The 17,091-nt window shown below is 61.5% G+C and carries 16 protein-coding genes; 6 read left to right on the top strand and 10 right to left on the bottom strand.

The window, feature by feature from the left end:
* Positions 1–300: 300 nt before the first annotated feature.
* The 3 genes from M5J09_RS03285 to M5J09_RS03275 all read left to right on the top strand — a co-directional run bounded on the left by M5J09_RS03285 (position 301) and on the right by M5J09_RS03275 (position 4,839).
* On the top strand, positions 301–1,683 hold the full coding sequence (locus M5J09_RS03285) for a PepSY domain-containing protein (RefSeq protein ID WP_257156943.1): 1,383 nt from the start codon (positions 301–303) through the stop codon (positions 1,681–1,683).
* A gap of 11 nt (positions 1,684–1,694) precedes the next feature.
* The gene (locus tag M5J09_RS03280) at positions 1,695–3,728 is read left to right on the top strand and encodes a M3 family metallopeptidase (RefSeq protein ID WP_257156942.1); all 2,034 of its coding nucleotides are present in this window, start codon (positions 1,695–1,697) and stop codon (positions 3,726–3,728) included.
* A gap of 82 nt (positions 3,729–3,810) precedes the next feature.
* The gene (locus M5J09_RS03275; protein WP_257156941.1) at positions 3,811–4,839 is read left to right on the top strand and encodes an HNH endonuclease signature motif containing protein; all 1,029 of its coding nucleotides are present in this window, start codon (positions 3,811–3,813) and stop codon (positions 4,837–4,839) included.
* A gap of 158 nt (positions 4,840–4,997) precedes the next feature.
* On the opposite strand, the gene ppc is transcribed toward M5J09_RS03275, so the two are convergent.
* The 3 genes from ppc to pdxS form a co-directional block, all read right to left on the bottom strand.
* Complete coding sequence (ppc, locus tag M5J09_RS03270) at positions 4,998–7,715, bottom strand: phosphoenolpyruvate carboxylase (RefSeq protein ID WP_257156940.1); 2,718 nt, start codon at positions 7,713–7,715, stop codon at positions 4,998–5,000.
* A 72-nt stretch (positions 7,716–7,787) separates the two neighbouring features.
* Entirely contained in the window at positions 7,788–8,375 is a 588-nt protein-coding gene (pdxT, locus tag M5J09_RS03265) for a pyridoxal 5'-phosphate synthase glutaminase subunit PdxT (RefSeq protein ID WP_257156939.1), read from the bottom strand.
* Positions 8,369–9,271 carry a pyridoxal 5'-phosphate synthase lyase subunit PdxS gene (gene pdxS, locus M5J09_RS03260; protein WP_257156938.1) on the bottom strand — a complete coding sequence of 301 codons (903 nt, stop codon included), beginning with the start codon at positions 9,269–9,271 and terminating at the stop codon, positions 8,369–8,371. The genes pdxT and pdxS overlap by 7 nt, the downstream gene beginning before the upstream one ends.
* An 81-nt stretch (positions 9,272–9,352) precedes the next feature.
* Between pdxS and M5J09_RS03255 the strand changes: the two genes are divergently transcribed.
* Positions 9,353–10,654 (top strand): PLP-dependent aminotransferase family protein, encoded by a 1,302-nt coding sequence (locus M5J09_RS03255; protein ID WP_257156937.1) that lies wholly within the window; start codon positions 9,353–9,355, stop codon positions 10,652–10,654.
* A 12-nt stretch (positions 10,655–10,666) separates the two neighbouring features.
* Here M5J09_RS03255 and M5J09_RS03250 read toward each other — a convergent pair whose 3' ends face one another.
* Genes M5J09_RS03250 through M5J09_RS03240 form a run of 3 tightly spaced genes read right to left on the bottom strand, consistent with a single transcriptional unit; the run spans position 10,667 to position 12,070 of the window.
* Positions 10,667–11,305, bottom strand: coding sequence for an anti-sigma factor (locus M5J09_RS03250; protein ID WP_257156936.1), 639 nt, complete (start codon positions 11,303–11,305; stop codon positions 10,667–10,669).
* Positions 11,302–11,907 carry a sigma-70 family RNA polymerase sigma factor gene (locus M5J09_RS03245; protein WP_257156935.1) on the bottom strand — a complete coding sequence of 202 codons (606 nt, stop codon included), beginning with the start codon at positions 11,905–11,907 and terminating at the stop codon, positions 11,302–11,304. Before M5J09_RS03245 ends, M5J09_RS03250 begins: the two co-directional genes overlap by 4 nt.
* A gap of 7 nt (positions 11,908–11,914) precedes the next feature.
* Positions 11,915–12,070 carry a hypothetical protein gene (locus tag M5J09_RS03240; RefSeq protein WP_257156934.1) on the bottom strand — a complete coding sequence of 52 codons (156 nt, stop codon included), beginning with the start codon at positions 12,068–12,070 and terminating at the stop codon, positions 11,915–11,917.
* A gap of 177 nt (positions 12,071–12,247) precedes the next feature.
* Here M5J09_RS03240 and M5J09_RS03235 point away from each other — a divergent pair, with 177 nt between their 5' ends.
* The gene (locus M5J09_RS03235; protein ID WP_257156933.1) at positions 12,248–13,828 is read left to right on the top strand and encodes a cytochrome c biogenesis protein CcdA; all 1,581 of its coding nucleotides are present in this window, start codon (positions 12,248–12,250) and stop codon (positions 13,826–13,828) included.
* 67 nt (positions 13,829–13,895) lie between these two features.
* Positions 13,896–14,081 (top strand): hypothetical protein, encoded by a 186-nt coding sequence (locus tag M5J09_RS03230; protein WP_257156932.1) that lies wholly within the window; start codon positions 13,896–13,898, stop codon positions 14,079–14,081.
* Between the two features lie 6 nt (positions 14,082–14,087).
* On the opposite strand, the gene M5J09_RS03225 is transcribed toward M5J09_RS03230, so the two are convergent.
* The 4 genes from M5J09_RS03225 to M5J09_RS03210 form a co-directional block, all read right to left on the bottom strand.
* The gene (locus M5J09_RS03225) at positions 14,088–14,273 is read right to left on the bottom strand and encodes a hypothetical protein (RefSeq protein WP_257156931.1); all 186 of its coding nucleotides are present in this window, start codon (positions 14,271–14,273) and stop codon (positions 14,088–14,090) included.
* A 291-nt stretch (positions 14,274–14,564) separates the two neighbouring features.
* Entirely contained in the window at positions 14,565–15,134 is a 570-nt protein-coding gene (locus tag M5J09_RS03220; RefSeq protein WP_039673899.1) for a hypothetical protein, read from the bottom strand.
* A gap of 210 nt (positions 15,135–15,344) precedes the next feature.
* Entirely contained in the window at positions 15,345–16,022 is a 678-nt protein-coding gene (locus M5J09_RS03215) for a response regulator transcription factor (RefSeq protein WP_257156949.1), read from the bottom strand.
* Positions 15,967–17,073 (bottom strand): hypothetical protein, encoded by a 1,107-nt coding sequence (locus tag M5J09_RS03210; RefSeq protein WP_257156930.1) that lies wholly within the window; start codon positions 17,071–17,073, stop codon positions 15,967–15,969. The genes M5J09_RS03215 and M5J09_RS03210 overlap by 56 nt, the downstream gene beginning before the upstream one ends.
* Positions 17,074–17,091 lie beyond the last annotated feature (18 nt).

Genomic DNA, 17,091 nt, shown 5'->3' with positions numbered 1-17,091 from the left:
GTCGATCGGATTAAAGGCCCGGCCGCTGGCCCCGACAAGGCCAGCTGCCCGGCCCTACCACCTAGTCGGAATCCAGCCCTACCACCGTTCCGCAACACCCCTACCAACAAGCCGCTCTCAGCACTTTGAACACCGAGGAACCCAGTTAGTTAAAAAGTTTTTCAATTTTCGGGAACCGAGAAACCATCGCCTCCGACTACTAGTGCAGTTGATATCAGCGCCTGTCCATCGCCCCTACTGAGCGTCCCGCGAACGTTTAGCAGGGGCCCTTTACCCCTAGACCCTGAAAGAGCACTACATATGAGTCGGACGGCTCTGCGATCCTTCATTCAGCGCATTCACTTTTATGGCGGCATGTTCGTCGGCCCCTTCATCCTCATCGCGGCCCTGACCGGCTGTCTTTATGCCGTGGCACCTTCCCTGGAGAAGGTGGTGTACCGCGACGTCATGACCGTTCCGGCGGTCGAGCACCCCGTGAGCTTGGAGGAGCAAATCCAGGCCGCACAGCACAAGCACCCAGACATGCCAGTCACGCAGGTATGGCCAGCCACGACACCGACAGATTCCACGCGCGTTCTGGTGTCCGATGACAGCATCGATGAGAGCCTCCAGCGCACCGTCTTCATCGACCCCGCAACCGCCAAGGTCATAGGGGACTACCCCACTTACTCCGGTCTGGGTGAGATGCCGCTGCGCCGCTGGATTTCCTCCCTGCACGAAAGCTTCCACCTGGGCAAGGTGGGTAAGCTCTACTCCGAGCTGGCCGCCTCCTGGCTGTGGGTCATGGCTTGCGGCGGGCTCTACATGTGGTGGATTCGCCGCCGCCCCAAGAACAAGGCAACCGCGAAGTCCACACCACAGCAGCCGAAGCGCTCCGCACGCTCGAAGGCTACGCGCCTACACTCCACCATCGGAGCCTGGATATTTATCGGTCTCATTGGTCTTTCCGCCACCGGTATCACGTGGTCGCAGCTGGCCGGCGACAATGTCAACTCCCTCGTGGAACGTATGCACTGGAAAGCCACCCCCATCGAGACCACCGTGCCCGGTACAACCCCCGAAGCACATGAGCACACCGGACACGAAGGTCATGAGGGACATGGCGGCCATGCGGGAGGGGCGTCGGAAAGCGCTGGCGTGGCTGCTGAAGCTGAGCGAGTCCTCCGCACCGGCCGTGCCGAAGGCCTCACCGGTCCGCTGCGCCTGTACCCACCGGAAGACGCCCACTCCGCCTGGCAGGTCAGCGAACGCTGGGTCGAGTGGCGCACAACCTCCGACGAGGTGTCCGTCGACGGCTCCACCGGTGAGGTCATCGACCGCCAGCCCTTCTCCAGCCTGCCGTTGTTTAGCAAGCTCAGCAGCTGGGGAATCTACCTGCACACGGGCATCATGTTCGGCCTGCCGCTGCAGATTGCATTGTTCGCGCTGGGGCTGGCTATCGCCGCCCTCGTGATCTTGGGCTATTACATGTGGTTCAAGCGCCGCCCACGCTTTGTTCCAACATCACACTTCTCCTGGGCCACCACGGCACTAGGTGCGCTGTTCGCAGCCACCGTCGGTGTCTTCCTGCCGCTGCTGGGTATCACGTTGGCCGCGTTCCTCGTTCTTGATGTCATCCTTATACATCGCAAGCCAGCGTCACGACACAGCGATTTAGTGAAAACCGTCACACGAGTGGGGTAGATTGGTCACTTATGACTAACCCACTTTTGAGCCCTTCCCCGCTGCCCTACCAACTGCCGCCCTTCGCGGACATCACCGTCGAGCACTACCGCCCGGCCTTCGACGAGGCGCTAGCGCGTCACCGCGCGGAAATCGCCGCCATCACCGACAACCCCGCCGACCCCACATGGGAGAATACCGTCGAGGCCCTCGAGCGCTCCGGCCAAGACTTGGACCGCGTCATGGCTGTCTTCGGCAACCTCTCCGGCACAGACGTCACAGAGGAGATGGAGGATATCGCTGCCGAGCTCTACCCGCGCCTCGCCGCGCACTATGACGCGATGTACCAGAACGAGGTGCTCTACGCGCGCATCAAGGAGGCAACGCCGCTTGCCGACGACCCCGAGGGCCACCACCTCCACGACCACCTCCTGCGCACCTTCAAACGCAAGGGAGCCGACCTCGACGCTGCCGGCAAGGCCCGCCTGTCCGAGATCAACCAGCGCCTGTCCGCGCTCTCGGAGGAATTTGGCCGCAACCTCATGGCGTCCACGCGCGAGCGCGCGGTGTCCTTCACCGAAGAAGAGCTGGAGGGCCTGCCCGCCGAGCGCATCGCCTCCGCCAAGGCCGATGCCGAAGCACTCGGACGCGACGGCTTTGTCATCCCACTGGAGCTGCCCACCGTCCAGTCGGAGCTCAGCCGCTTGGCACGGGAGGATGCGAGGGGGAGGTTGTATGGGGCGTCGGCAAGCAGGGGCTCTGAGAACAACATCCCGGGGCTCATCGAGGCCGTGCAGCTGCGCTCCGAGCGCGCCGAGCTTTTGGGATACGCCACACATGCCGACTACGTCATCGCTGAAGAGACCGCCGCGACTGCCGACGCCGCCCACTCCATGCTCCACGACCTCGCCCCCGCCGCCGCAGCCAACGCAGCCGGTGAACAGAAACTCCTCGCCGAAGAAGCCGAGCTCAACGGCCAAGGCTTCACCGCCGCCGACTGGCCCTATTGGGAATCCAAGGTCCGCGCCCGCGACTTCTCCCTCGATGAAGAGGAACTGCGCACGTACTTCCCCCTCGACCAGGTCCTGGAAAAAGGCGTCTTCGCCGCCGCCGAGCGCCTCTACGGCATCACCGTGACCCCGCGCGATGACCTCGACGGCTACGCGGAGGGCGTCCGCGTGTGGGAGGTGATTGACGGAAACGTCAATCACGGGGAAAAGGGGATTGGTCTCCTCCTCACCGACTACTTTGGCCGACCCACCAAGCGCGGTGGCGCCTGGATGAGCGAGTTCGTCGGCCAGTCCGGGCTGCTGGAGCGCAAGCCGGTCATTGTTAACGTCATGGGCATCACCAAGCCCGCCGACGGTTCGCAGCCGCTGCTCAGCATGGACGAGGTGCGCACCGTCTTCCACGAGTTCGGTCACGCTCTGCATGGCCTGCTTTCCGACGTCCGCTACCCCACCTTCGCCGGCACCAACGTCCCCCGTGACTGGGTGGAGTTCCCCTCGCAGATCAACGAGAACTGGGCCCTCGATCCTCAGTTGGTCAAGGAGTACGCGCGCCACGTAGAGACCGGCGAGCCCATCCCCGACGAGCTGCTCGATGCCATCACCGCGGCTTCCGAGTTCGGCCAAGGTTTTGCCACCACGGAGTACCTGGGTGCTTCCATCATCGACTTAGCCTGGCATTCGCTCAGCGCCGCCGAGGCCGCCAAGCTGGAGGCGACCCCGGAGGCTGTCGCCGAGTTCGAGGCTGAGGCTCTGCGCGCGGCTGGTTTGGACAACCCGCTCATCGCTCCGCGCTACCGGTCGACGTACTTTAATCACATCTTTGCGGGTGGTTATTCCGCGGGCTACTACTCCTATCTCTGGGCCGAGGCTCTCGACGCCGACGGTTTCGAATGGTTCAAGGAGCAGTCGGATATGCGCGCGGCAGGCCAGAAGTTCCGCGAGGTCATCCTGTCAAAGGGAGCCTCCCGCGACTTCACCGAGGCTTACCGCGAGTTCCGCGGCCGCGACAAGGATGTCACACCGCTGCTCAAGCGCCGCGGTCTGGCGGGCGCTTAGTCGGGACTAGTTATCCACAGTTTTCGCCACCGGCGGTAGCTAGCCCTTGTTGGCTCGGTGGAGCGCTTTTAGGCTGAGGTTCATGAGAGTTCAGACCTTCTTCGCCGCACTCGGCCGGGCCATTGACTTGGTGGCCGAGTGCGCGGGCCTGTCTGAATCCGACCTGGTTTCCTTCGGTGCCACGCCTGCCGACGCCTCCCTCCTCCTCTCCCTCCACCACACCTACTTCGGACACACTAACTCCACCCGCAAGCAGCGCATTGCCGCCGACGCCGCCCGCCGCCGCGGGCATGGCCTAGTGACCTTGCAACGCATCGAGTCTTTCGTGGCCAAAGTCCGGGACCACAATAAGGCTTGGGACCTGCGCGTGGAGCTGTGCCAGACCAGTGCGGAGCTGGTGGACAACGTTGCCCGCAAGCGCCTGCGCGAGATGCGTAAGCCCCGCACGTATGCCGAGCGCGCGAAGATTACCCAGCACGATAATGGCCTTGCCACGCTGACCGTGACGGCAGATTCACGCGAGCTTACGGACCTGTTTAAGGGCATCGACCAAGAGCGCCCCGGCGCGAGCTTCTTAGAACAACTCGAAGGCGGCGGCGTGAAAACTGAGGTGACTGCTATGGCGGTCATGCAGCTTGATGACTACGCCGAGCTGCTCAAGGGCAACACTGAGAAGGATGGCGAGGAATTTATCGTCCGCACCACCGATGGTGCGACGATGACCGGTTCGCAGTTAGTCGAGCAAGTCATGCTGGATAAAGGCATCATTGTGGCGGTCAGCCGCGAACACGGCCCGCTCGATGTCTTCCGTTCGCAGCGTTTCGCCACCGAGAAACAGCGCCTTGCGCTGGCCGCGGAGAATCCCTGCTGCGCGTGGAAGGGCTGCAAGGTGCCCTTCGAGAAGTGCCAGATTCACCATATTGTGGCCTGGGCCCGCGGCGGGCCGACCAACATCCTCAACCTGGTGCCGCTCTGCCCGTACCACAACGGCGTCAACGACGACGACCCCGATTCCCCGCCTACGCGCGGTCGGATGGATCGCATCGGTGGGCGCACCGCGTGGCTGCCGCCTTACGACGCCTCCCCCGTCTTCACCAGCCCCTTCAACTAACCCTCCCACCGCTCAACGCCGACGCCCCCGCAGGAACCTTCTCCTGACGGGGACATCGGCGCGCGTGATGAAAGCGGACGCGTTTGACCTGGGCGTGTTTACTCTGGGCTTGATCAAGTAGAACTAAGTCAAGCTGGGCTGGGTCAAGTTGGGCTTGGTTAGCCGGCGTTGCGCAGCGCGGTGGCTAGACCGTTCATCGTGACCTGGATGGTCTTGGACACGAGGAACTGGTCATCGCCGCGCCGGTAGCGGCGCAGCAGCTCGAGCTGGACCGCGTTGAGCGGCAGCAGGTACGGGTAGCGGCGCTTGAGCGAGCGCGCCTGGCGCTGGTTCTCACTAACCAGGTCCGCGTTGCCGGTAACCGTGAGATATACCTCGCGGGTGCGCTCGAATTCCTCCGAGATGAGGGCAAAAATGCGGTCGGCGGTGGCTTTATCATCGACGAGGTTGGCGTACAGGCGCGCCAGCTGCATCTCCGCCTTCGCCATGACCTGGGCCATGTTGGCGAACACGGATCGGAAGAAGGGCCATGTGCGATAGAGCTCGCGCAGTTCCTCCCAGCGTGCCTCCTCGTCACCCGTAACCCCGTCGCCCGCAACCTCGCCGTTAGCCGCTGTGCTGTCGCCGCCGGTGTTAGCAGCGCCTTGAGACACCCATGAGGTCACCGCACTGCCCACGCCGAACCATCCCGGAATGTTCGTGCGGGACTGCGACCACGACAGCACCCACGGAATCGCGCGCAGGTCCGTAATCGCGGTGGTCTGCTTGCGCGAGGTCGGGCGTGAGCCGAGGTTCAACTCGCCAATCTCATGCAGAGGCGTGGACTGGGTGAAATAGGAGATGAAGCCGGGGTCGTCGACAAGCTGGCGGTACGCCCCACCGCTCAGGCTCGCGAGCTCGCGCATGATCTCGTACGCTCGCTCCGGGTCTGCGATAGGTTCGGTGTCCAAAAGCGAGGCCTCCAGCGCACCGGAGACGAAAGCCTCAAGGTGGCGGCGCGCGGTCTCTGGCGCACCATACTTAGCCGAGATAACCTCGCCCTGCTCGGTGATGCGCACCGAGCCGGTCACCGCACCTTTGGGCTGCGCCAAAATCGCGTCATACGTCGGGCCACCACCGCGGCCGACCGCACCACCGCGACCGTGCGCCAGGCGCAGTTCCACACCGTGGCGTTGGCACACATCCACGAGGGCCAGTTCGGCGTCGTACAGCGCCCAGTTCGCCTGCAGGTAGCCGCCGTCCTTGTTGGAATCGGAGTAGCCCAGCATGACCTCCTGCACATCGCCCCGCGAGCGCAGGTGATCGCGGTACACCGGCACCGCCCACAGCTTCTCCAGGATGCCTGCGCCGGCCTTGAGGTCATCGATGGTCTCAAACAGCGGCACCACATCGACCTGCTTCAGCCCGACTTCCTTGAGCAGCACCATCGGCTCAAGAATGTCGGAGACCGTCCCCGTCATGGAGATGATGCAGTGCGACACCGACTCCGGCCCCAGGTCGCGCACAGCACGTGCGGCCGCACGGAAAATGCCAAGCTCTTTAGCGGTTTCCACGCTAAATTCCGCATCCGGGAAGAGCAGCGGGCGATTGGTCTGCAGCTCCTTGACCAACAGCGCAACCTTCTCTTCCTCTCCCAGCGCGCGGTACTCCCCAGCAATATTTGCCTCCGCGAAAATCTCCGTGAGCACGTTCTCAAAGGACTCCGAGTTCTGGCGCATGTCCAGCGAATACAGGTGGAAGCCGAACGTCGTTACGGCGGAGCGCAGGCGCGCGAGGCGGTCGTCGGCGATGATGTCATCATTGAATTGGCGCAGCGAGCGGTCAATGACGTCGAGGTCACGTGTGAGCTCGTCCGGTGAGGCATACGCGCTTGCCGACGTCTCCCCCTTCACCACCTTGAGCGTCTCCTTCACGCGGTGCCGGATGCCGTAGATGGCGCGGCGGTAAGGTTCGTCGACGCGGGATTGGTCGTTGTTATTTGCGGCGTCGGCAAGCGCGCCGAGCTCCTTCGAGCTCGAGGAATAGCGATCAGAGAGGGACAGCTCGCGCTCCAGCTCCGCGAGCTGCTCTTCGTAGTAGCGCAGGACGGTCTTCGCGGCCTTGCGGGTGGCGTAGGTGAGGGTGTGCTCGGTGACATAGGGATTGCCGTCGTGGTCGCCGCCGATCCAGGAACCGGGGCGCACGACCGGGGAGTCCGGCAGCTGCTGGCCGAAGGTCTCACGCATAGCGTGGCGGATGGCGCGGTTAAGCGCAGGGACCTGGTCCAGGAGGGAAAGCTTGTAGTAGCGCAGGCCGACGTCCACCTCGTCCTCCAAGGTCGGGCGCGCGATACGGATGAGCGCGGTCTGCCACAGCAGCGTCATGCGCAGGTACATCTCTTTTTCGATCGCCGCCATGTCCCCGCCGCGGTGCGATTCCTTCAACAGGTCCTTGATGCGGGTCTGGGTATCGAAAACGGTGCGGCGGCGGGTTTCGGTGGGGTGCGCGGTGAGCACGGGGGCGACGTGGGCGCCGCGGACGGTGGAAGCGGCGTCGGCAGCAGCGACGCCTTCGGCTTTGAGCTTGGCAAAGGTCTTTCGCAGCGAGACCGGCGCGTCGACGGACTCATCGTCCAAGTCTTCCGCCAGGTTGGCAATGAGCGCGAAGTAGCTGAAGGCGCGGGCCACAAGGTTGACCTTGGTGATATCGAGGTCGCGGAAGATGGCGACGAGGTCCTCCGGCTTGGCATCGCCGTGAGCGACGTCGAAGGCCATGCGGCGAGTCGATTCGACAAGATCAAAGACGTCCTCGCCCTCCTGCTGGGCGATGACCCGGCCGAGCACCCGGCCGAGGAAACGGATATCTTCGCGGACGACTTCTGGGGCGGGTGTGCTCACGGCGAGCCTTTCTGGGCGTGATCTGTTCAGCGTTCAGCCTTCAATGTAGCCCAGTTCACTTTTCCACGATAGTTAAATTGCGAAATCAGCTAACCACGCGGCGTGAAGGCGGCGGTCCCCATTCTCCTCCGGATGGAAGCTCAGGGCTGTAACGTTGCCCTGCTGTACGCCCACCACCGCCTCGCCATCTTCCCGCGGCACGGTGGCAATAACCTCCACGCCTTCACCCACGCGCGTAACGATGGGCGCGCGGATGAAGCTCGCCTCAACGTCGAGCGTCTGGCCACCCAGCGTCACGGGAACGGTACGCTCCTCGGAGAAACGTTGGTTGCCGAAGGCGTTGCGGCGCACGGTGACGTCGATAAGCGCAAGCGTCTGCTGCCCCGGCGCGGGGTTCTCCAGTTCGCGGGCACTGTAGATGAGCCCCGCACACGTGGCGAGCACCGGCAGCTCAGTCTGGCGCAGTGGCTCGGCCACCCCGAACGATCGCGCGAGCTTGTCAATGGCGCTCGATTCGCCGCCGGGCAAGACGAGCCCGTCGAGCCCGTCGAGGTCCTGGGGCAGGCGCACCCGGCGCGTGGCGACGCCAAGCTCGTCGAGGATACGCAGGTGCTCCTCGACCCCGCCCTGCAGCGCCAGGACGCCGATCGTTTTTACCATCCGCGCTCCGCCAGGCGGTGCGGTGCCGGCACGTCGTTGACGTTGATGCCCACCATGGCCTCACCCAGGCCACGGGAAATCTTGGCCAGCTCAGCCGGCTGATCGTAGAGGGTCGCTGCCTTCACAATGGCCTCCGCGCGCGCTGCCGGATTACCGGACTTGAAGATGCCGGAACCGACGAAGACACCTTCGGCGCCCATCTGGCGGACGAGGGCGGCGTCGGCAGGCGTGGCCACGCCGCCAGCAACAAAGAGGACGACCGGCAGCTTGCCGGTCTCCGCAACCTCAGCAACGAGGTCGTACGGCGCCTGCAGCTCCTTGGCTGCAACGTAGAGCTCATCGCGGTCGAGGTTCTTCAGGCGCGCGATTTCAGCATTAATGGTGCGCAGGTGCTTGACGGCCTCGGAGACGTCGCCAGTACCGGCCTCGCCCTTGGAACGGATCATGGCCGCGCCTTCGGTGATGCGGCGCAGGGCCTCACCGAGGTTGGTGGCACCGCAGACGAAGGGCACGTCGAAGTCCCACTTGTTGATGTGGTTGACGTAGTCGGCCGGGCTGAGCACCTCGGACTCGTCGATGAAGTCCACGCCGAGCTCGCCGAGGATCTGCGCCTCCACGAAGTGGCCGATGCGAGCCTTGGCCATGACCGGGATGTCGACGGCCTCGACGATGCCCTCGATAAGCTCCGGATCGGACATACGAGCCACACCACCTTGGGCGCGGATATCGGCCGGCACGCGCTCGAGCGCCATAACTGCCGACGCACCCGCATCCTCCGCAATTCGTGCCTGCTCCGGGGTGACAACGTCCATGATGACGCCACCCTTGAGCATGTCAGCCAGTCCACGCTTGACGCGCGTGGTGGCGCGTCCCTGTTCATTCTTCTGTTCAGTCATAGCTCACATCATGGCCCTAAAAATTGGTCCAAGACAAGAGCCATTTTCCGAGTGTTGGATTAGACCACTTATGATGGGTGGGTGTCTTTACGCCTCGACCCATCTGATACGCGTGCGCTCCCGGTGCAGATTGCCGAGGCCCTCCGCACCCAGGTTGCCGCCGGAATTCTGCTACCCGGGGAGCAGGTACCCTCAACGCGCGCGCTGGCCGCTGAACTCGGCATTTCCCGAGGCAGCGTGGTCACCGCCTACGAGCAGCTCACTGCGGAGGGCTACCTTACCGCGGCGGTGGGTTCGGGCACTGTCATCAACCCGCACCTGCCACATGCCCACGCTCCGCAGCCTCATTCTGCCCCGCGGCCGCAGCCGACGCCGCCCCGTGTCGAGCTCACGCCGGGTCTTCCCGACACCGCCGGCATCCTCACCCCCGAATGGAGGGCGGCATGGCGCAAGGCCGCGGTGGATCCCTCCGGCGATCTCCCCCGCGAGGTGGCTGCTCATCTGCGCCACATGCGCGGGCTCACCGTCGATCCTGCTTATGTCGTGGTGACCGCCGGCGCCCGCGATGGCCTGTCGGTGCTGTTGCGCGCGCTCGGCGGCCAGCTGCGCGTGGGCGTGGAATCGCCGGGTTATCCCAGCCTGCGCCGCGTGCCCCAGGCTTTGGGCCATACGCTTATCGACGTCCCTACCGACACCCACGGCGTCACCGTCCCCACCGAAGACCTCGACGTTCTCATCGTCACGCCGTCCCACCAGCACCCGTATGGCGGTTCCCTGCCGGCGGCTCGGCGCGGCGAGCTCGTCGAGTGGGCGCGAAGAAATGACGTGCTGATTGTCGAGGATGACTTTGATTCCGAGCTGCGCTACGTCGGCCAGCCCCTGCCCGCCCTAGCGGCGCTCGCCCCGGAGCACACGGTGCTGTTGGGCACATTTTCTTCGGTGATTTCACCGTCGATTGCTTGTGGCTATCTCGTCGTACCGCCGAGCTTGCGCTCGACGGTTGAGAGGGTGCGGGAGGTCTTTGGCCAACCCGTCGGCGCCATTCCGCAGGCGGCCTTGGCGAATTACCTGGCCAGCGGCGCGTTACGGCGCCACACGGGGCGAATGCGCCGCGCGTACAAGCGCCGCCGCGACCTAGTACAGGCAGCCCTGGCGGATTCCCCCGCTACGCTGCTGCCCATCCACGGCGGCCTCCACGCGGTCTTGCTGTGCGATAACGCCGTGGTCGAGCGTGCGGCGTCTCTGGGCCTTACGCTCACCCCACTACGCGACTATTGGGGCGGGGCCACCGCCGAGGAGGGCGTGGTCTTAGGTTTCGGCCATTTGAGCGACGTCGAATTGGCCGCCGCCCTAGAGCTCGTCAAGAAAGCTCTCGTGCCCTGATGCCTCGTGGCCCTAGCCGACGCTAGCCAAGATCACGGTGGCGAGTGTGCGGCCGGTGGGCTGCACGCTACCGCCGACGGGTTCCTCGGTGACCATAACCTTCACAGCAGCACCGTCGAAAGGCATCCACACCCCATCGTGCGGATCCTGCCCGATAACCCCCGCTGAGGCCATATCGCCGTCAGCACTGACAGCCCACACCTGAGCTCCCATGCCGTCAGCGAGATGGGGCTGGCCATCCACCATCGCACCGGATTGCGCCATCGAGGCGGAGGAAACGATATCCAGCTGCGCGCCCGATGCATCAGCGTTGCCCTGCATGAGGTCGTCGGCGCCCATGATCTCGTGCATCGATTTCTCGCCGGGCGATTCGGCTTCTACTCGCGCGCTGTCGGTGGTATCGGATGAGCTTGACTGCAGAAGTTGCGGCGCAGCAACCACGCCTACCACAAGCACCGCCGCAGCAGCAGGTACCGCTACGAAGGCCTTCCAGCGGCGGCGAGGAAGCTCGACGACCTCGGCATCGTCAGCACCAGCGGCGTCAATGTCTGCAAAGACAGCATCTTTCATTCGCGCCGGCGGTTCCACTTCGGGGAGGCAATCGAGGAAATCGTCAAAGGTCGAGTCGGAAAACTCGTGCGTATTACTCATTGCCCCTCCTTTCCGAGGACCGCTTTTAACTTCTTAATGCCATCGCGCACGCGCGTCTTTGCCGTGCCCAGTGGTACTCCCGTCGATTCTGCCAGTTCAGCATGCGTCAAGCCATCCAAAAACGTGAGGGCAACCGCGGTCGCGTGCGGTTCTCCAATCGCGCCAATAGCCGAGCGCAGCCGCTGCGCCTCAACGTTGCTCAGGGCTTGGTCTTCGAGGGAGGCAGCGGAGCCGCCGACAAGCCGGGCATCACGGTCATCGCGCTGTACTGCGGCAACGTGGCTACGCAGCTTATCGACGGCCCTCCCATGCGCCAACCTGCCCACCCACGAGCGAGCATTTCCCCGTTGCGGGTCAAATTTCGCCGCGGAAGTCCATACTTCAACGAAGATGTCTTGAGCGACTTCCTCCGCCAGCGCATGATTGCGCAGAACGCTCAGGCACACGCTGTACACGGTGGGCGAGAGGGCGTCGTACAGCGCGCTGAAGGCATGCTTGTTTGCGGCGGCGGTCTGAACGAGTAGGTGGTTCAGCCGCGCATGTTCATCAGGTGACAACGCAGGCACAGGTGTAGAGCTTACCTCCAGCAGCGGGGCGGGCATGGCAGTTTTACTTGCTCATTTCTTCGCTCATCATGGCGTCAGAGCTGGGAGCCATCATCTCCGAGCTGGGCCTCATGTCTATCTCTTCCTTTTTATCGTTGCAGGCAACCAGCCCACTGGCAGCAACGGCAAGTGCAGCGGCTGCAGTAACAAGCTTCTTCATTTCGGTGCTCCTTTTCAAGCGTTCGGGTCCGGCCTTTCCGGGCCCTGTATCTCACCATTCGGAGCCACCCGAGCGAGTGGATTGGATGGATCTAAAAAAGTTTGTGCCAATCCGTTTATCGCTTGTGTTCCGAACTGGTTGCATACCCGCACCGCACCACAAGCGAAGGAGTACAGCATGTTATCAACGCTATTCATCGGGTTTACCGGTGGTCTTATCACCGGCATTTCGCCCTGCATTCTGCCGGTCTTACCCCTCGTCCTCGCAGTCAGCGGCGGCTCACGGTGGAGACCGTGGCAGGTCGTGGGCGGGCTGGTGACGAGCTTTAGCCTCGTCACGCTCTTTGCCACAACGTTAATCAGTGCTCTCGGTCTGCCTGCCGACATCGTGTGGAAAGTAGGAATCGCACTGCTAGTTCTCGTTGGCTTGGGCATGGTGTTCCCGCGCATGCAAGAAATCCTCGAGTGGCCTTTCCAGAAACTCCCAAAGGCGGGACGCTTGCAAGCCCACACCCGCGACAAAGGCGGCTTCGTCGTCGGCCTCGTCATGGGCGTCGTCTTCGTGCCCTGCGCAGGCCCCGTATTGGCGGCGATTTCGGTGGCGGGCGCCACCGGGACTATCGACGCCCACATCCTCACCCTCTGCTTGTCCTTCGCCCTTGGAGTGGCGATCCCGCTGCTGGCTTTCGCTCTAGGCGGCAACGAAGTGGGCAACCGCGTCGATGCCTTCCGCTCCCACCAGCGCGGCGTGCGCATCACCGCCGGAATTGTGGTGATCGCCATGGCCGGCGCTATCTCCCTCGGCGTGCCCTCGTGGCTGCAACAAAAACTCCCCAGCATCAACGTCGATGCCACCCCCGTTGAGCAGGCAGCCCTCACTGCGGATGGGACCCCAGTGCCCGCATTCGCCGGGTTGACGGGCTGGTTCAACACGGATGCCCCCATCGATCCGCGCACCTCCGGCAAGGTCACACTCATTGACTTCTGGGCCTACGCCTGTATCAATTGCCTGCGCAACAACACGCACCTGACCAAGCTTTATGCGCACTACAAGGACTACGGCTTTGACATCATCGGCATCCATGCACCGGAGTATGCCTTCGAGCACGAGGCCGACAATGTACGCCGTGCAGCCCGCGAACAGGGAATCGACTATCCGGTGGCGCAGGACAATGTTTTCGCTACGTGGAAAAACTTTGAGAATCGGTACTGGCCGGCGCACTATCTCGTCGATAAGCACGGTACGGTACGTCAGTCCCACCACGGCGAGGGTGGCTACGCCGAGACCGAGCGCCTCATTCGGGAGCTTCTCATCGAGCGCGATCCCTCCGTGGCTCTACCCGAACCGATTGAGGCTGCCGATGCTCACAACGCGCCGCGCTCACCGGAGACCTACCTCGGTACCGCCCGTGCGCAATTCTTCGCCCATGCCGACTACCGCAACGGCACGCACCAGTTCACCCTGGGTAATCCTCTGCTGGAACAGTATTCACTGGGCGGCACATGGACACTGGCTGAGCAGCCCATTATTGCCGGCCCCAACGCACGCCTGCGCCTCAACTACCGCGCCGCATGGGTACAGCTGGTCACTTCTGGGCGCGGAACCATCCGCCTGCATCGCGCCGATGGTTCGGTTCGTACCTTCGACGTCACCCACGACGGCACGGTAGATCTCATCCGGGATCCCGAGAACCACACCGAAACCATCGAGCTGGAGGTTAGCGAAGGGCTCTCGCTGTATTCCTTTACTTCTGTCTAGCGTGGGCAGCATCGTCATCGACCCGTGGCCCTTCTCCGACCTGAGCTGCCTCGAGGGCGCCGGGACGGTGTTGCTCAAGCACGCGCACGGAGAGCATCGCGACGTCGATGCCGCGCGCGCCACGGGCCTGCCGGCGTGGGGCACGCAGGAAACTATGGCCATCCTCGGCGCCGGCACCGCAGTTCACACCGAAGAAGAATTCGAGGTACTGGGCCTGAAAATCCTCGCGGTCGGCGAGCCCATTCCGGTGTAGCCAAATTTAGGCTCGCCGGCGGCTGGCAAGCCCGCCGAGAAGGGTACCGACCAAAGTGCCTGGCAGGTAAATGGCGAACCAATAAAGAACAAAGGCCACCGCGTCCAATCCGGTTCCATCGCCCTTGTCAGCTACCGAATAAATGACGAGCCCTGCGACAACCACCGCCGAGGCAGCGCAGGTCTCCACCATCGAATGTGCTATAGAAGGACGACGTAGCGCACCCACCAAAGCCGCAATCATCACAAGGAAAAGCGGTACTAGGTATTCCCACCAGGAACCGCTCACAGATTCGGGAGCAAATACAATCCACAACGCAATCCCTAGCCCTGCTAAGGCTCCAATCCAGGGGATTCGGAGCGCAAAGTTCTGTGAATTAGCCACAACGAACCATGTCAGCCCGATTACAGCGCATAGTGGCAAAACTCCAAAAAGCAGGCCTAGCATTGTCACACTCCTCTTTACTTCATCGCTCTTAACTTTTTAGCAGCCCGGCCGACAGACTCGGGCTCCCTTAATTGCCAGAATTGCAGCTTCAATATATACGCGATCAGCGCCGCGGTAGCTTCCCTTGACCTTGTTCATCCCGTCAATGAATTGGTTATCACACGCGATCTCTGCTGCCCTCTGATTTCCTGCATTAGCTAGGCATAAATCGTGACGCTTACACACTCCATCCGCACTATTTAGTACGTTCCCTCCAGTCCGGTACTTTCCACACCAGTTCCACCTATCGGCTAGAGAAGCACGGTCTCTGGGCCCGCTACCGTAATCATGCGAGACGATATCGTTGTAATAGATTGCTACTTGAATTGCCTCGCTAGATAGCCCATCTTCTTTTGCTCTCTCCACATCGATCAGGGGCATCTCTGCGCCAATCGAATACTTGTAAGGCTCAAGCTCAGCTTCAAAATTGGACTCGTACCCATTGCCATTGACCTGCAGCAGCTGCTCAACGGAAACTTCGTGAGGTCGCTCCTGCGCAACTGCGACTGACTGCTGCATGGCGATCACCCCACTAAACACGACAGCGCCCAAGGCAAGCTTCTTCATTTCAGGATTCCCTTCTTTCGATAACTGACAGGCACAGTATCTGTGGCGCCATTAACTCCCTGCAAGAGTTTTCGTCCTTTCACCGACGAAAGTAGGCAATTCGGCCGAGGGGCTTGATAACCTCCGCCGGAGGAAGAAAAATAGGAAAAGGCCCTAAATCAGAACAAGGGTCCCACCCACTGCCGCTTCGGGACCAAGAATCCCCAACCCTCAGCGCAAAAGTCCAAGAGGGACACCCTGGAGCCGGGCAATAAGTTTGGTTCTCGAGGTCACACCAAAGTGATCGAACAGCACGCGTACCTTTTGTTTAATCGTTGATTCCGCGTAGTGGAGCTGATGAGCAATTTCGGAGTTTGAGTGCCCCTCTACCAGCAGGCGTAGAACCCTCTGATCTTCGGTTTTTAATCGTCGAACCATTTTTTGAGTATGTTGCACTCTCGGTGAGCCAAAACTGTTCGCAAGAATCCGCTGTGCCACATCGGCCTCGATGGTCTTTTTACCCACAGCCGCATTAACAACGCTAGAAACGAAAGCTTCGGGGCCAGCCGTCTTGGGAACATATCCCATTGCCCCAAGTGAATAGCTTTCAAGCAGCGCTTCATCGGTGTCAAAGGAGGTCATTACGACGAACGGAGGCGCCTTCTCGCTCTTGTCTTGAGAGCACATCAATTCAAAGCCATCAGCCCCTGGAAGGCGAAAATCTGTAAGCACAACGTCGTAGGTTGACTCCCTCAGCTTTTCGGCGGCAGTCTCAGCATCATGGACTGTCTCTACATGTGAAATATCGGGGTGGTTCCAAAAAATCGACTGGAGAAGCGCAGCGTACTTCTTTTCATCTTCCACGATAAGCAGTGATATTCCCATACCCGATTTCACCGCTTTCTTCATGTTCAAGCCGGATCTCACTGACCCATTGATGTGCTTCCCTCTTCACTACCATTGTTCCGCCGTGCGCGCGTACAACCTTCTCGAGATTGTCTAAGCCAATTCCCATCCCACTGACACCCGCAGGGTGCCCCAATGATGAAAGCTCGTTAGAGACAGTTAAAGCATGGGTCGACCGATTCGATTCAAGCCTGAGTGAAACTACGGCTCCCTTTTCGGAATTCCTTATCACGTTAGAGCACAGCTCATCCATTGCTCTGAGAAGAACTGCTTTGTGCACTTCAGAAATTCCCGCGCTACTCTCCACCGACACTGACGGGGACAATCCACATGCTTGCATCTTGTCAGCCCATTCCATCGCCGCGCCTCGAACAGTGCGTCTACGGCCTTTCCCCGCTTGGCTTGCGACATGTGATAATGCCTCAGCAGCCCGTTGAACTTCCTGCATAACAAGATTTAACTGCCCCGAATCACCATGCTGAGCTGCCGCCAATTGCGCACCCAACGTGGCAATGCTTAATGGATTACCCACATTGTCATGCAAGTACTCCCGCAGTGATTCCTCTTGTTCACGCCGGACATCGGTGCTTCGTTTCACCGTTGCCTGCAAGCCAAATCCTAGTACCCATAAGAGCCCAGCAATTCCCATCACTGTTGTTGACGCCGCAAAAAGGGACGTAGAAAATGGTTCTCCTGGTTCTGCCCAGGAAGGAAAAAGAACAAACACCAGCGGAACATATCCAACGAGAAAGATTCCTACAAGCCCCGTTCGCACAAAACCGAGAACAGCTAAGCAACAAATGAACAATGCACTGACCGCGTTCAACGCGTATCCATTGAGTCCTTGAGCGTTAAGGATAAGAAACAGAGCAAAAACAATCGCTATGGAAACTCGTGGACGAATACTAGAGATAGCCATCCCCAAGGCCAGCAGCAGCCAAAGAAAACTCATGGCACTCCACTCGGCAAGCGCCGCCCCGCAGGACACTATGACTGCCAAGCCGACCACGAACCTATGTATCAGCAGCACTCCGCGATCAACAGTAGACACCATAAAGACGCTCCTCCGGTT

The organism is Corynebacterium sp. BF-R-2, assembly GCF_024586525.1.
GTDB lineage: Bacteria > Actinomycetota > Actinomycetes > Mycobacteriales > Mycobacteriaceae > Corynebacterium > Corynebacterium singulare.
The sequence above is the reverse complement of the archived record's forward strand: the minus strand, read 5'-3'. Positions and strand labels throughout refer to the sequence as shown.

Bases quoted from the DNA above. Each gene is read 5' to 3' on its own strand.
- M5J09_RS03285 (WP_257156943.1), top strand. From the start codon at position 301: ATGAGTCGGACGGCTCTGCGATCCTTCATTCAGCGCATTCACTTTTAT.
- M5J09_RS03280 (WP_257156942.1), top strand. From the start codon at position 1,695: ATGACTAACCCACTTTTGAGCCCTTCCCCGCTGCCCTACCAACTGCCG.
- M5J09_RS03275 (WP_257156941.1), top strand. From the start codon at position 3,811: ATGAGAGTTCAGACCTTCTTCGCCGCACTCGGCCGGGCCATTGACTTG.
- pdxT (WP_257156939.1), bottom strand. From the start codon at position 8,375: ATGGTAAAAACGATCGGCGTCCTGGCGCTGCAGGGCGGGGTCGAGGAG.
- pdxS (WP_257156938.1), bottom strand. From the start codon at position 9,271: ATGACTGAACAGAAGAATGAACAGGGACGCGCCACCACGCGCGTCAAG.
- M5J09_RS03250 (WP_257156936.1), bottom strand. From the start codon at position 11,305: ATGAGTAATACGCACGAGTTTTCCGACTCGACCTTTGACGATTTCCTC.
- M5J09_RS03245 (WP_257156935.1), bottom strand. From the start codon at position 11,907: ATGCCCGCCCCGCTGCTGGAGGTAAGCTCTACACCTGTGCCTGCGTTG.
- M5J09_RS03240 (WP_257156934.1), bottom strand. From the start codon at position 12,070: ATGAAGAAGCTTGTTACTGCAGCCGCTGCACTTGCCGTTGCTGCCAGT.
- M5J09_RS03235 (WP_257156933.1), top strand. From the start codon at position 12,248: ATGTTATCAACGCTATTCATCGGGTTTACCGGTGGTCTTATCACCGGC.
- M5J09_RS03225 (WP_257156931.1), bottom strand. From the start codon at position 14,273: ATGGTGGAGACCTGCGCTGCCTCGGCGGTGGTTGTCGCAGGGCTCGTC.
- M5J09_RS03220 (WP_039673899.1), bottom strand. From the start codon at position 15,134: ATGAAGAAGCTTGCCTTGGGCGCTGTCGTGTTTAGTGGGGTGATCGCC.
- M5J09_RS03215 (WP_257156949.1), bottom strand. From the start codon at position 16,022: ATGAAGAAAGCGGTGAAATCGGGTATGGGAATATCACTGCTTATCGTG.
- M5J09_RS03210 (WP_257156930.1), bottom strand. From the start codon at position 17,073: ATGGTGTCTACTGTTGATCGCGGAGTGCTGCTGATACATAGGTTCGTG.